Raw genomic sequence first — 12987 nt, 5'->3', positions numbered from 1 at the left:
GTTGAGCGGCCCCGGGCCGGGGGGAGGGGCCAGGACGTACGGGTCAGCCGGCGAACCAGCGGACCGGCTCGGGGCGCAGGTTCTCGTAGATGTGCTTGCTCTCCCGGTACTCGTCGAGTCCGGTCGGGCCGAGCTCGCGCCCGATGCCGGACTTCCCGAAACCGCCCCATTCGGCCTGCGGCAGGTAGGGGTGGAAGTCGTTGATCCACACGGTGCCGTGCCGCAGCCGCGCGGCGACCCGGCGCGCGCGGGCCGTGTCGGCGGAGAAGACCGCCCCGGCCAGCCCGTACTCGGTGTCGTTGGCGAGCGCGATGGCCTCGTCCTCGGTGGTGAAGGTCTCGACGGTGAGGATCGGCCCGAAGGTCTCCTCACGGACGACCTTCATCTCGCGGTGGCAGCCGTCCAGCACGGTGGGCTGGTAGAAGTAGCCGCCGGCCGGCCGGACGTCGCTGGGCTCGGGGCGGGCGCCACCGCAACGCAGCTTGGCACCCTCTTCCAGCGCGGAGGCGACATACGCCTCGACCTTGTCGAGCTGCTGCTGGGAGACGAGCGGGCCGCACTCCACGCCCTCCTCGGTCCCCCGGCCGAGCTTGATCTTCTCGGCGCGGCGGGCGAGTTCGGCGACGAAGCGGTCCCGGACCGACTCCTCGATGATCAACCGGGCGCCGGCCGAGCAGACCTGACCGCTGTGGATGAAGGCCGCGTTCAGCGCCTGGTCGACGGCGGTGTCGAAGCCCTCGTCGGTCGCGCAGGCGTCGGCGAACACCACGTTGGGGTTCTTGCCGCCCAGCTCCAGCGCGATCTTCTTGGCGCCGGCAACCGCCGCCGCGCCCGCCTTCGTCCCGCTGGCCAGGCCACCGGTGAACGAGAACAGGTCCACGTCCGGGTGCTCCGCCAGCCGCTGGCCGACCGGGAGGCCGGCACCGGTGACGATGTTGGCGACGCCGGCCGGCAGGCCCGCCTCGACCAGCAGCCGGATCAGGTACACCGTCGACAGCGGGGTGACCTCACTCGGCTTGATGACGAAGGTGTTGCCGGCCGCCAGCGCCGGGGCGATCTTCCAACTCGCCTGGAGCAGCGGGTAGTTCCACGGGGTGATCATCGCGCAGACGCCCACCGGCTCGTGCACCACGATGCTGTGGATGTCCGCGGAGCCGGCGTCCACGACCCGGCCGCCGCTCTCGCCCACGACCTGGTCGGCGAAGTACCGGAAGGCGTCGGTCACGCAGTCGACGTCGACCCGGCCCTCCTCCAGGGTCTTGCCGGTGTCCCGGCTCTCGATCAGGCCGATCTGCTCGCGGTCGCGCTGGAGCAGGTCGGCGACCCGGCGCAGCAGCGCCGCCCGCTCGGCCACGGGGGTGCGGGGCCACTCCCCGGTACCGCCGGCGAAGGCCGCCTTGGCCGCCGCGACGGCCGCATCCGCGTCCTCGGCGCCACCCTCGGCGACCACCTGGAGCGTCGTCGCGTCGGCGGGGTCCAGGACCTCCCGCGTGGCACCTGCGGCGGCCGCCCGCCACTCGCCAGCTACGTGAATGGTCTCGTTTGTCTCAGTTGCCGACACGACGTCCTTCTGCCTTCCGTTTTCGATCTGCGCGGCCGGCGGACCCGGCTGCGCAGTGCATGCACTGGTTCAACCTCTGGCCCGCCAGCAACGGGGACCCCTAACCCAAACCCGCGCTCCTATGCCCAAACATTCATCGAAAGTGACCCGAGTCACCCGAAGGTGCCAGACTTCTCCGCATGCGCCCGAATAGCCCGGAAAGTACCCTGAATAGCCGTATGCCCGCCAAGGAGCCTTCCGGACGGCCCGCAGCGGTCCCCTGGGAGCGCCTTTCCTACTGAAAGGTGCCGAGATGCCCCGTAAAAGCCGCACCTTCACCGCTTTGACCTGCGGAGCGGCCGCCGCGACCGTGGCCGCCGTGTGCGCCGCCGGCCCCGCGACCCCGGCCGACGGCTCGGGCGACGAGGGCGACCTCGCGCACGAGTCCGCCCAGCAGGTCTCCGACGACGCCCTGCACGCCCTGCTCGGCGCGAAGTCGCTACGGCTGCGCACCGAGTCCAGCGCCGACGCCACCAAGCTGGACCTCACCCTCGACCGGGCCGGGAACTGCGCCGGCAACATCAGCAAGGGCCCGCTCGGCCGGGTCGACCTGATCAAGCGCGGCAAGGACGTCTGGCTCAAGCCCGACGCCGCCTTCTGGAAGAGCCAGCTGCCCGGCGACGAGGGCAACACGGCGGCCCGCACCTACCGGGACCGCTACCTCCACGGCACCACCGACGACGACTTCCTCAAGAGCCTCGCCACCGCCTGCGACCTCACCGCCTTCCAGAAGTCGGTGGCCCCGCAGCCCACCGCCCCACAGGCCCCGTCGAACCCCTCCGTCACCCTCACCAAGGGCCGCCCCACCACCCAGGAAGGCACCCGCGTCCTGCCCATCATCAAGAAGGCCAAGGACGCCACCCAGACCGTCTACGTCACCATCGAGGGCACCCACTACCCGAGGAAGCTCACCACCGAGGTCGACGGCGAGACCGGCACCGTGCTGCTGAGCAACTACGACCGCCCGGTCCCCTCACACACCCCCGACCCCGCCAAGACGGCCGACATCTCCGTCCTGGAGGGCGGCGGCGAACAGCACAGCGTCTGACACCCCCAACTCCCGCTCCACGCCGTGTCGTTCGCACACACGTATCGTTGAACCGTGCGGCTCCCCGCATCCCGCGGCGGAGCGGGGAGGAGCGGCACGATGACCATCAGCCTTGAGCGGACCGACAGGATCGAGATGGCCTTGCCCGGTGAGCTGACATTGGACGATCTCTTCGATCGGCTGGAGCGGATGCCCGTCCCCGAGGGATACAAGGTCGAGATCGTCGAGGGGAACGTGTTCATGACGCCGCAGCGGGACGTCCATTGGCAGACCATCCGCCGGATTCTGTGGGCGCTCGAAGACCACTTCGGCCGGCAGGCCAAGCTGCTTTCGGACGTGCGGATCGATTTCCCCGGCGATCGCAACGGCTTCTGCCCGGACATGCTCAAGCTGGCCGACAACGCCAAGACGGAGAACGGCCGCTGGCGCTACCAGGACGTCGAGTTCGTGGCGGAGGTCGTCTCCAAGGGAACCGGGATGAACGACTACGACCCCAAGAAGCACGCGTACGCCGACGCCGGGGTGCCCGTCTACCTCATCGCCGACCCCTACACCGGCCGCTGCCGCGTCTTCAGTCACCCTCAGGACGGCGAGTACAAGCGCGACCTGACCGTCACCTACGGCGAATCGATCAACCTCACCGACACCCCCCTCGGGATGACCCTCTCGACGGCGGATTTCCCCCGGGACTGACCGCCGCCCCCGGCGAGCCGCCCCCGGCCCCCGAGCGGCGCGCGAGAAACTGCCGCCATGGCGAGCAAGGCACCCAAGGCAGTTCTCCAGGGCGGTCCCGAGGGGATCAGCGAGCGGATCGTGGAAGTGGATCCCGACGGGGGCGACCTGAAGGTCCCCTACCGCGGCGGCTACGAGCACTTCCGGCCGACGCCCCGGGAGTGGGACACCGCCGACGGGCGGCTGCCGGTCTACGAGTGGTGGGAGCGGACCGAACTCCCCGGATAGCGACGGCCGGTGGCCGCGGCCCGGGCGGCCGGGCCGCGGCTCACGAGGCGGGTCCGCGGCTCACGAGGCGGGGGTGAACGCGCCCAGCGCGATCCGCTGGATCTCCTGCTGCCGCGGCCAGTCGGACGCCGGGCCCAGCACCAGCACCGCGAACTGCCGGCCGTCGGAGGCGGTGAAGGCACAGTCGACGGCCTGCACCCGCAGGCCGAGGCGGTCGCTGTTGTAGGCGTAGGTGAGTTGGTAGCCGGTGGGGCCCGGGGGTCCCTGGCGCGGCTCGATGCCCATCTCCTCGTAGCCGGGGTTGCCGGCGAGGCCCTTCGACGCCTGTTCCAGGGCCTGTTGCGGGCTGAGGCCGGGCTCGGTGATCTGGAAGATCTGGAGCAGGCTGCGGGTGTCCGGCGAGGTGTAGAAGACGCCGGTGGAACGGACCTCGCGCTGCCAGCCGTCGGGGACGGCGAGGCTGAACCCCTTCTCGTCGTGGGCGAGATGGTAGCCGCTGGGGATCGCCGTGGCGGAGGCCGAGGCGTCGGCGGTGGGCGTCGCGGAACCGGGCCCGGCGGGGCCCGTCGTGGCGGTGCTGCCCGTCGTGGCGATGCTCGCGGAGACCTTCGGGTGGGCGGCGGGTGGGGCGGCCGGGCCGCCGCCCCACAGGAGGTAGCCGCCGCCGGCACCGGCCGCGAGGACGGCGACGACCGCGGCGGCGATCAGCGCCCGGGTCCGGCGGCCGGAGACCACCGCGGGCTCGCTCCCCGTGGCGTACGGCTGCTCCGTGGCGTACGGGTGCGCCGGCGGGTACTCGGGCGCGGGTGGGCCGGGGGCGTGCGACGGGGGTGGCGGCGCGGCGGGGCGGGGCGGCATCGGGCCGGTGTACGGCCGGGCGGGGCGCGACGGGCCGGTCTCCCAGGACTGGGTGTCGGGATTCCAGCGCGCTTTGGGGCCTTGGGGCACGGTCGGTCAGCCCCCCAGCAGGGCGCCGACCGCCTGGACCGCCGCGGCGCCGGACGACGCCAACCCCACCACGGCGCTGGCGTCGGCCAGCGCGGTGCGCAGCCGGGCCAGCCGGCCGGGGGTCGCGGCGCCGGTGCCGGTGATCTCCCCCTCGGTGTCGGCGAGTTCGGTGCTCAGCGCCTGCGCCTCGGGGGTGCGCACAAACCGGTCGAGATCCGCGCGGAGCTCGCGGACGACCCGGAGGAGTTCCTCCTGGGCCGGGTCGACGGCGGGCGGGGCGCCCCGGACGTTGTCGCCGATGTGGGTGACGGTGTTGTGGTTGCCGATGGAGATCGCGCCCTGCGCGTTCTCGATGTGGATGCCCTTGTCGGAGGCGTCGGACGGTGCCACGTCAGGACCTGCCCTTCTGGGATGCGGGGTCGCCCGCGGAGGTGGGGGCGCCGTGGTGGGTGACGGTGTTGTGGTCGCCGATGCCGACGGCGCCCTGGGCGGACTCGACGTAGACCCCGCCGTCGGCGACGTGCACGATCCGCTGCTCGAACTCCTCGGTGCGGTAACCGGCGTCGCGCAGCGCGGTGGTGACGCCGGCCGCCACCCGCGCCTGGATCGTCCGCAGGTAGCGGGCGACGTCCATGTCCTGGAAGAGCGAGGCATCGCCGTTCGAGCCCAGTTCGCGGACGGAGCGGGCCGGGCCCTCGGGGAGGGCGGCGCGGTGGCCCCCGGTGAGCAGCCGCCAGGTGGAGCGCGCGCCGCGCAGCAGGCTCAGGACCGCCTCGCCGGACGCGCGCGGGGCGTGGGTCAGCGCCCACACCGCCCGGCCGAAGTGGTCGTGGTGGCGGTGGCGGTGGGCGATCCGGTCGGCGTCCTGGTAGAGCTGGCGCAGCGGCCACAGCACGTGCGGCGCGACCTCCAGCATCAGCATGCCGCCCTGGGTGTGGACCCGGACGAAGACGGTGGTGACCACGCCCTCGTTCCAACCGCCGACCCGGATGCGCAGGAAGTGCCGGCGGGTCTCGCCGCCCTCCTCCACGGCCGCGGCCCGGTGCTCCTCGAAGCCGGTGGCGTCGTAGGGCGCGTCGGCGCGGGTCAACAGGCCGTCGGCGGGCAGGAAGACGCACTCGTCGATCTCCAGGCCGCGCAGCCGGTCGCGGACCAGCGAGGCGGTGCTCGGCGGGCCCGACGGGGCGCGCAGCGCCTCGACCCGCGGGACGATGCGGGCCAGGATCGCGCCGTTGTCGAGCGGTTCGGTCGGGCGGTCCTGCGCGGGGACCAACTCCACCGACAGCGACCAGGGTTTGAACGGCTCGCCGGCGCCGCAGAACGGGTCGGCGGCGCGGTACAGCACCATCGGGCCGTGCTGCTCGGTGCGGATGCGCTGCCGCAGCCGCAGGAAGCGGATGCCCTCGGACCGCTCGGCGGGGTCGGCCATCACGTCCGGGAAGCGCTGTGGGGAGAGCTCGCCGGCGAGCGACCGGGCGAACTGGCCCCGCTGGAGGGCGACCAGGGCGGCGATCAGCACCGGCAGCAGCAGCGCCACCCAGACCGCGAAGGCGGACCCGCCGTCGGACGGGCTGCCGCCCAGGCCCGCGTAGTCGCCGGACAGCCCGCCGCCGGAGAACTCGGAGGGCGAGGAGCCGGGCAGCAGGCCGGTCCCCGACCAGTCCGTCCAACTCCCCAGGGAGCCACCGCCGAACGCGGTCGCTATGAACACCGCGAGGAGCATCAGCAGCGTCAGTCGGCCGTACCAGCGGAAGAGGAAGGAGAGGCCCAGGGCCAGCCACGCGGGCACCGGCGCCCGGCGGACGAAGCGGCCCAGGCCCGTCAGGGCGACCGGGATGACATAGGCCATCGCCAGCCCCTGGGAGAGCAGGGCGGCCAGGACCCAGACGCCCAGGACGGCCGCGGCCCAGCCCAGTTCGAGCCGGCGGGCGCGCAGGGCGTGCGCCAGCACCCGGGCCGCGTCGATGCCCAGGGAGGGCGCGGCGAACCGCTCCTCGTGGACGTAGAGCTCGTCGATGACGGCGTCGCGGTAGGCGTCGTCGAGGTAAGTCCCCGCGCACAGCAGGCGGGTGGCCTCGCTGGCACCGGGTGGGACGGCGGGGAGCGGCGCGGGCGGCGGGGCGGCCGGGGGCTCCTTGCTCAGCCGTGGCGGCCCCTCTGAACCGCCTGGCTGTGCGGGCCCCTCTGACTGTGCGGGCACGTCGTTACCGTTCATCGGCCTCCCCCGTAGCTGCCGTGTGCGCGTCGCCGCGTCTATCCGCCTCAACGCGCCCGGGCGGCGGGCCAGTTCCACCGGCGGCCGTCTTCACCCGGACGTGTGAAGGATTCCGCAGCATAGAGGAGCCGAGGGCACACTGTCAGCGCGGTTCCGTACCCGAGGGGACGTCAAAGCGCCGAGCCCGCACGGCCGTTGGGCCGTGCGGGCTCGTGCGTGCTGCGGCGGTGCGCCGGTGGTGGCGTCAGATGAGGCCGAGCGCGCGGACCGCCTCGCGCTCCTCCGCCAGCTCCTTGACGGAGGCGTCGATGCGGGTGCGGGAGAACTCGTTGATCTCCAGGCCCTGGACGATCTCGTACTTGCCGTCCTTGGTGGTGACGGGGAAGGAGGAGATCAGGCCCTCCGGGACGCCGTAGGAGCCGTCCGAGGGGATGCCCATGGAGGTCCAGTCGCCGTCGGCGGTGCCGTTGACCCAGGTGTGGACGTGGTCGATGGCGGCGTTGGCGGCCGAGGCGGCGGAGGACGCGCCGCGGGCCTCGATGATCGCCGCGCCGCGCTTGGCGACGGTCGGGATGAAGGTGTCGGCCAGCCACGCCTCGTCGTTGACCTGCTCGGCGGCGCTCTTGCCGGCGACGGTGGCGTGGAAGATGTCCGGGTACTGGGTGGCCGAGTGGTTGCCCCAGATGGTCAGGCGGCGGATCTCGGACACCGGGGTGCCGGTCTTCTTGGCGAGCTGGGTCAGCGCGCGGTTGTGGTCCAGGCGGGTCATCGCGGTGAAGCGCTCGCGCGGCACGTCCGGGGCGGCGGCCTGGGCGATCAGCGCGTTGGTGTTGGCCGGGTTGCCGACGACCAGGACCTTGATGTCGTCCGCTGCGTGGTCGTTGATGGCCTTGCCCTGCGGCTTGAAGATGCCGCCGTTGGCCTCCAGCAGGTCGCCGCGCTCCATGCCCTTGGTGCGGGGGCGGGCGCCGACGAGCAGCGCGACGTTGGCGCCGGCGAAGGCGACGTTCGGGTCGTCGGTGATCTCGATGCCCTGGAGGAGCGGGAAGGCGCAGTCGTCCAGCTCCATCGCGGTGCCCTCGGCGGCCTTGAGGCCCTGCGGGATCTCCAGGAGGCGCAGCTTGACCGGCACGTCCGCGCCGAGGAGCTGGCCGGAGGCGATGCGGAAGAGAAGGGCGTAACCGATCTGGCCGGCGGCGCCGGTGACGGTGACGTTGACGGGAGTGCGGGTCATGGCGATCTCCTGCGCGGTATTCCGGGGGCAAGCCCCTGGACCACCTTGGGTGGCGGTGGGTGTCCCTGCCCATCTATCAAGGTCTCTTGGTATCGAGAGACCTGGCCGTCAGGCTATCGGACCCCCGTCCCGCCCAGACGACGGGCCGGTGTGGGACACCTCACCGGACGTCACGGGCGGACCGACCGGGCCGCCTCGCCGCCCGCGTACGCGCGGTGGCCGGCGGCCCGGTCGGGCGCGGCGGCCGCCCGCTCTCGGAGGGGTAGCGCGGGCGGCCGGCGGTTGTGCCACACCCGTGGGGGGTTGTGGAGCGCATGCCCGGGATCGGGCCGGGCAATCCCCCTTCTCTCCCGACGGCCCGCCGGGGGCGGCGAATCCCGGCCAGATGTGAACGCCCCGCCTCCCGCCGCGGATCAGGCGGGCGCCATCGCCTTCTGCAGGCCGGCGTCCAGCGCCTCCAGGAACTGGTCGGTGGTGAGCCAGGGTTGGGCCGGCCCGATCAGCAGCGCCAGGTCCCGGGTCATCTGGCCGCCCTCGACGGTCTCCACGCAGACCCGCTCCAGGGTGTGCGCGAAGCGGGTCACCTCGGGGGTGTCGTCCAGCTCGCCGCGGTGCGCCAGGCCGCGGGTCCAGGCGAAGACCGAGGCGATGGGGTTGGTGGAGGTGGCCTTGCCCTGCTGGTGCTGCCGGTAGTGCCGGGTGACGGTGCCGTGCGCCGCCTCGGCCTCGATGGTCCGGCCGTCGGGGGTCATCAGGACCGAGGTCATCAGGCCGAGCGAGCCGAAGCCCTGGGCGACGATGTCGGATTGGACGTCGCCGTCGTAGTTCTTGCAGGCCCAGACGTAGCCGCCGGAGGACTTCAGGACCGCGGCCACCATGTCGTCGATCAGCCGGTGTTCGTAGGTCAGGCCGCGGGCCTCGAACTCGGCCCGGAACTCGGCGTCGAAGACCTCCTGGAAGAGGTCCTTGAAGCGGCCGTCGTACTTCTTCAGGATCGTGTTCTTCGTGGAGAGGTAGACGGGGTGGTTGCGGTCCAGGCCGTAACGGAACGCCGCCCGGGCGAAGTCGCGGATCGAGTCGTCGTGGTTGTACATGGCGAGCGCCACCCCGGGGCCCGGGAAGTCGTGCACCTCCACCTCGGTCGGCTCCCCGCCGTCCGCCGGGGCGAAGGTCAGGGTGAGGGTGCCGGGGCCGGGGACCTTGAGGTCGGTGGCGCGGTACTGGTCGCCGAAGGCGTGGCGGCCGACGACGATGGGCCGGGTCCAGCCGGGCACCAGCCGGGGCACGTTCGCCATGATGATCGGTTCCCGGAAGATCACGCCGCCGAGGATGTTGCGGATGGTGCCGTTCGGCGACCGGTACATCGCCTTCAGGCCGAACTCCTCGACCCGGGCCTCGTCCGGGGTGATGGTGGCGCACTTGACGCCGACGCCGTGCTCCTGGATGGCGTGCGCGGCGTCGACGGTCACCTGGTCACGGGTGGCGTCCCGGTTCTCGATGCCGAGGTCGAAGTACTTCAACTCGACGTCGAGGTACGGGAGGACCAGCCGGTCCCTGATGGACGACCAGATGATGCGGGTCATCTCGTCGCCGTCGATCTCGACGACGGGACGGGCAACCTTGATCTTGGCCATGAGACGTCCCTCTCGCGGTTGGGGCACCCCCCGGACGTCGCCAAGTTACCCGCGTCACACGAGCCCGCGGCGCTACGGCACGAGGCGTGCCGCGGCGCCGCGGGAGGGTCTCGGAAGCGCCCTGGCTAGCGCACCGTGAAGTGGACGATGTCGTCCAGGAACGGGACGTGGATCCACGGCTTGGGCTGCACCATCATCGCCAGGATCACGATCACGAACCCCAGCCCGCCGTAGGTGAGCAGGTCGGTGAAGCGGGACCGGACGGCCAGCATCCCCACCGACGGCAGCATCCGGCGCAGCACGGCGCCGCCGATCAGGGACAGCCCGATCACGATGCTGCCGATCCGGAACGCGCCCAGCGCGACCAGCAGCAGCCCGAGGCCGACCCCGCCCAGCACGCTGAGCAGCGGCCACTGCCGGGCCGGCGCCGGGTAGTCGCCGGAGGCGGCCCGGCCGCCGCCTTCAGGGCGGGCCGTGTCGCGGGTCAGCTGCGGAAAGCGGCGCGAGGTGCGCTGCGGCTCGGATGCGCCCTCCGAGTGCACTTCGGCAGCCATCTTTGGCGGTCAGCCCCTTCCGGTGTCCTGGTCGGTGTCGCGGATCAAGTCGTCGTACGGGTGTGGTGCCGCGCGGGCGGCGGCCCTTCCAGGCTCGCACGTCCCGGCCGGTGCCCCGGCCGGCCCGTCGCCGGCTAGCGGCCGGCGGCCGCGCGCTCCGCCGCCTCGACGACGTTGACCAGCAGCTGCGCGCGGGTCATCGGGCCGACGCCGCCCGGGTTGGGGGCGACCCAGCCGGCCACCTCGGCGACGCCGGGGTGCACATCGCCGACGATCTTGCCGTGCTCGTCGCGGCTGACGCCGACGTCCAGGACGGCCGCGCCCGGCTTGACGTCCTCGGGCTTGATGATGTGCGGCACGCCGGCGGCGGCGACGATGATGTCGGCCTGCTTCAGGTGCGCGGAGAGGTCGCGGGTGCCGGTGTGGCACTGGGTGACCGTGGCGTTCTCGGACTTGCGGGTGAGCACCAGCGGCATCGGGCGGCCGATGGTGATGCCGCGGCCGACGACCACCACGTGCGCGCCCTTGATCTCCACGTCGTGCCGGCGCAACAGCTGGACGATGCCGTAGGGGGTGCAGGGCAGCGGGCCCTCGATGCCGAGGACGAGGCGGCCCAGGCTCATCGGGTGCAGCCCGTCGGCGTCCTTGGCCGGGTCCATCAGCTCCAGGACGCGGTTGGCGTCGATGCCCTTGGGGAGCGGGAGTTGGACGATGTAGCCGGTGCACTCGGGGTTCTCGTTGAGCTCCCGGACGACGGCCTCGATCTCCTCCTGGGTGGCGGTCGCGGGCAGTTCGCGCTGGATGGACGCGATGCCCACCTGGGCGCAGTCCCGGTGCTTGCCGTTGACGTACCAGCGGCTGCCGGGGTCGTCGCCGACCAGCAGGGTGCCCAGGCCCGGGGTGACACCCTTGGCCTTCAGCGCCTCCACGCGGGCGGTGAGCTCGGACTTGATCGCGGCGGCGGTGGCCTTGCCATCCAGAATCTGGGCAGTCATACCCCCATCCTCCCGGATGGAGGCACCCGTGTTCCAATCAGGGCGCGCGAACGGCAGTTGTCCGGAAACGATCATTGCGGTTGGACAAAAGCTGACCGCCTTGACTGGACAGACGGAATCCTCACCTAGAAGGATTGACGCGCAGTGCCGCAGGCATCGTCGGGGGCGGGCCATGCATCGCATGAATCAACCTGTGTTTCCTCCGAGTCGCGCCGCGTCGTCCCCCACTGGCATTCAACGGAGGAAAACAACAGCATGAGCTTCGGTGACCCGAACAACCCTTACGGGCAGCCGCCGCAGGCCCCGCAGGGGCCGTACGGCCAGCAGCCCCCGGTCCCCCCGCAGGGTGGTCAGCCTGGTTACGGCTACCCCCAGCAGGGCGCCCCGCAGGGCCAGCCGCAGTACGGCTACCCGCAGCAGGGCCAGGTCCCCCCGCAGCAGGGCGGTCAACCGGGCTACGGCTACGCGCAGCAGCCGGCGAGCCCCTACGGCCAGCCGGGGATGCAGGGCATGCCGGGGATGCCTGGAATGCCTACGGGGTACGCGAGTTGGGGCGCGCGGGTCGGTGCGGCCCTCCTCGACGGCCTGATCGTCGGGCTCATCCCGAGCATCCTCTACGGCATCGGCATGGCGATGACGGCCAGTTCGGCCGCCTCGTCCATCCCGGACTACTCCAGCTGCCCGCCGGGCGACTTCAACTGCATCCACAACGCGGCCACCGCCGCGCAGTCGTCGAGCAGCACGCCGGTCGGCGCCATCCTGCTCATCCTGCTCGGTGCGCTGATCGCCCTGGCCGGCGGCATCTTCATCCTGGTCAAGGAAGGCAGCACCGGCCAGACCCCGGGCAAGAAGGCCCTGGGCATCAAGGTGGTCAGTGAGGCCACCGGCCAGCCGATCGGCTTCGGCATGGCCTTCGTGCGCAAGCTCTGCCACATCGTCGACGGCCTGCCCTGCTACATCGGCTACCTGTGGCCGCTGTGGGACGAGAAGAACCAGACGTTCGCGGACAAGATCGTCACCACCGTGGTCGTCCAGGCTCCCAAGTAATGCCGTTACGGGCCGAACGGACGCCCGCAAAAGCCCACGAAGGCCCCCGCGCAGCAGCGACCGGGGGCCTTCGTGGCGCTCGTCGATACCGCCTCAAGTCGCCTGAAGGACACCGCTCGTGAGTTATCCCAACCCCAATCCCTACGGCCCGCCCCCGGGCCAGCAGCCCGGCTACGGCTACCCCCAGCAGCCCCCGCAGCCGCAGCAGCCGCAGCAGCCCATGGCCCCGTACAGCGCGTACCCGGGCGGTCCGATGCAGCCGGCGCAGCTGCCGTACCCGACGGCGATGCCGGGCGGTGTGAAGGCGGCCCGGGTGCTGCTGTTCGTGCTCGCCGCCCTGAACGTCGTCGGGCTGGTCCTGGCGGTGGTCGGGCTGGGCGGCATCAGCAAGGCGTCGCACCAGGCATCGTCGTCGCCCTACGCGGACATGTCGGCGTTCAACGTCGGCAAGGGCCTGCTGATCGCGGCGATCGTGGTCATCGTGGCGTTCACGGTGGCCGCGATCACGCTCGCCGCGCAGTTCGGCAACGGCGGCAAGGGCGTTCGCGTCGGCACCATCGTCTTCGGCGTCGGCACCATCGTGCTGAGCTTCCTCAGCTTCCCGATCGGCCTGGTGCACACCGTGCTGGGCATCCTGGTGGTGGTCTTCGTCAGCCGGGACGACGGCAACGCCTGGTTCAACCGGCCGCGTTACTGACCCGCGCGCAGCACGGCCGAGGGCCGCACCCCGTCGGGGGTGCGGCCCTCTGGCA

The 12987-nt window shown here is 72.1% G+C and carries 13 protein-coding genes; 5 read left to right on the top strand and 8 right to left on the bottom strand.

Annotated elements, in window-relative coordinates; genetic code table 11:
* Nucleotides 1–43: 43 nt before the first annotated feature.
* Nucleotides 44–1561, bottom strand: coding sequence for an aldehyde dehydrogenase family protein (locus ACFVFQ_RS19700; RefSeq protein WP_383417505.1), 1518 nt, complete (start codon nt 1559–1561; stop codon nt 44–46).
* A 292-nt stretch (nt 1562–1853) separates the two neighbouring features.
* Here ACFVFQ_RS19700 and ACFVFQ_RS19695 point away from each other — a divergent pair, with 292 nt between their 5' ends.
* The 3 genes from ACFVFQ_RS19695 (at nt 1854) to ACFVFQ_RS19685 (ending at nt 3608) form a co-directional block, all read left to right on the top strand.
* On the top strand, nt 1854–2648 hold the full coding sequence (locus tag ACFVFQ_RS19695; protein WP_383417502.1) for a hypothetical protein: 795 nt from the start codon (nt 1854–1856) through the stop codon (nt 2646–2648).
* Nucleotides 2649–2747: 99 nt separating this feature from the next.
* Nucleotides 2748–3341, top strand: coding sequence for a Uma2 family endonuclease (locus ACFVFQ_RS19690; RefSeq protein ID WP_383417499.1), 594 nt, complete (start codon nt 2748–2750; stop codon nt 3339–3341).
* A 57-nt stretch (nt 3342–3398) separates the two neighbouring features.
* A complete protein-coding gene (locus tag ACFVFQ_RS19685; protein ID WP_383417496.1) occupies nt 3399–3608 on the top strand; it encodes a DUF5988 family protein in 210 nt (69 codons plus the stop codon).
* Nucleotides 3609–3668: 60 nt separating this feature from the next.
* Here ACFVFQ_RS19685 and ACFVFQ_RS19680 read toward each other — a convergent pair whose 3' ends face one another.
* The 7 genes from ACFVFQ_RS19680 to ACFVFQ_RS19650 all read right to left on the bottom strand — a co-directional run bounded on the left by ACFVFQ_RS19680 (nt 3669) and on the right by ACFVFQ_RS19650 (nt 11188).
* The gene (locus ACFVFQ_RS19680; protein ID WP_383417493.1) at nt 3669–4466 is read right to left on the bottom strand and encodes a hypothetical protein; all 798 of its coding nucleotides are present in this window, start codon (nt 4464–4466) and stop codon (nt 3669–3671) included.
* Nucleotides 4467–4562: 96 nt separating this feature from the next.
* Nucleotides 4563–4946, bottom strand: coding sequence for a hypothetical protein (locus ACFVFQ_RS19675; protein ID WP_383417490.1), 384 nt, complete (start codon nt 4944–4946; stop codon nt 4563–4565).
* A 1-nt stretch (nt 4947) separates the two neighbouring features.
* Nucleotides 4948–6771 carry a hypothetical protein gene (locus ACFVFQ_RS19670; RefSeq protein WP_383417487.1) on the bottom strand — a complete coding sequence of 608 codons (1824 nt, stop codon included), beginning with the start codon at nt 6769–6771 and terminating at the stop codon, nt 4948–4950.
* Nucleotides 6772–7015: 244 nt separating this feature from the next.
* On the bottom strand, nt 7016–8005 hold the full coding sequence (locus ACFVFQ_RS19665; RefSeq protein WP_383417484.1) for a malate dehydrogenase: 990 nt from the start codon (nt 8003–8005) through the stop codon (nt 7016–7018).
* 413 nt (nt 8006–8418) lie between these two features.
* Nucleotides 8419–9639: an NADP-dependent isocitrate dehydrogenase gene (locus tag ACFVFQ_RS19660; RefSeq protein ID WP_383417478.1), complete on the bottom strand. Its 1221-nt coding sequence runs from the start codon at nt 9637–9639 to the stop codon at nt 8419–8421.
* Nucleotides 9640–9764: 125 nt separating this feature from the next.
* Nucleotides 9765–10193, bottom strand: coding sequence for a DUF3017 domain-containing protein (locus ACFVFQ_RS19655; RefSeq protein ID WP_383417473.1), 429 nt, complete (start codon nt 10191–10193; stop codon nt 9765–9767).
* A gap of 134 nt (nt 10194–10327) precedes the next feature.
* Entirely contained in the window at nt 10328–11188 is an 861-nt protein-coding gene (locus ACFVFQ_RS19650) for a bifunctional methylenetetrahydrofolate dehydrogenase/methenyltetrahydrofolate cyclohydrolase (protein WP_383417470.1), read from the bottom strand.
* Nucleotides 11189–11443: 255 nt separating this feature from the next.
* Here ACFVFQ_RS19650 and ACFVFQ_RS19645 point away from each other — a divergent pair, with 255 nt between their 5' ends.
* Together ACFVFQ_RS19645 and ACFVFQ_RS19640 are read left to right on the top strand one after the other, a co-directional pair.
* The gene (locus ACFVFQ_RS19645) at nt 11444–12235 is read left to right on the top strand and encodes an RDD family protein (RefSeq protein WP_383417467.1); all 792 of its coding nucleotides are present in this window, start codon (nt 11444–11446) and stop codon (nt 12233–12235) included.
* Nucleotides 12236–12353: 118 nt separating this feature from the next.
* Nucleotides 12354–12932, top strand: a complete 579-nt coding sequence (locus ACFVFQ_RS19640) for a hypothetical protein (RefSeq protein ID WP_383417461.1) — start codon at nt 12354–12356, stop codon at nt 12930–12932.
* Nucleotides 12933–12987: the final 55 nt, after the last annotated feature.

Origin of the sequence: Streptomyces sp. NPDC057743, from assembly GCF_042798755.1 — a bacterium.
In the GTDB taxonomy this organism is placed as follows: domain Bacteria; phylum Actinomycetota; class Actinomycetes; order Streptomycetales; family Streptomycetaceae; genus Streptomyces.
The sequence above is the reverse complement of the archived record's forward strand: the minus strand, read 5'-3'. Positions and strand labels throughout refer to the sequence as shown.

Excerpts from the sequence above, each read along its gene's own strand:
- ACFVFQ_RS19695 (WP_383417502.1), top strand. The coding sequence starts at position 1,854 with ATGCCCCGTAAAAGCCGCACCTTCACCGCTTTGACCTGCGGAGCGGCC.
- ACFVFQ_RS19690 (WP_383417499.1), top strand. The coding sequence starts at position 2,748 with ATGACCATCAGCCTTGAGCGGACCGACAGGATCGAGATGGCCTTGCCC.
- ACFVFQ_RS19685 (WP_383417496.1), top strand. The coding sequence starts at position 3,399 with ATGGCGAGCAAGGCACCCAAGGCAGTTCTCCAGGGCGGTCCCGAGGGG.
- ACFVFQ_RS19680 (WP_383417493.1), bottom strand. The coding sequence starts at position 4,466 with ATGCCGCCCCGCCCCGCCGCGCCGCCACCCCCGTCGCACGCCCCCGGC.
- ACFVFQ_RS19670 (WP_383417487.1), bottom strand. The coding sequence starts at position 6,771 with ATGAACGGTAACGACGTGCCCGCACAGTCAGAGGGGCCCGCACAGCCA.
- ACFVFQ_RS19665 (WP_383417484.1), bottom strand. The coding sequence starts at position 8,005 with ATGACCCGCACTCCCGTCAACGTCACCGTCACCGGCGCCGCCGGCCAG.
- ACFVFQ_RS19660 (WP_383417478.1), bottom strand. The coding sequence starts at position 9,639 with ATGGCCAAGATCAAGGTTGCCCGTCCCGTCGTCGAGATCGACGGCGAC.
- ACFVFQ_RS19655 (WP_383417473.1), bottom strand. The coding sequence starts at position 10,193 with ATGGCTGCCGAAGTGCACTCGGAGGGCGCATCCGAGCCGCAGCGCACC.
- ACFVFQ_RS19650 (WP_383417470.1), bottom strand. The coding sequence starts at position 11,188 with ATGACTGCCCAGATTCTGGATGGCAAGGCCACCGCCGCCGCGATCAAG.
- ACFVFQ_RS19645 (WP_383417467.1), top strand. The coding sequence starts at position 11,444 with ATGAGCTTCGGTGACCCGAACAACCCTTACGGGCAGCCGCCGCAGGCC.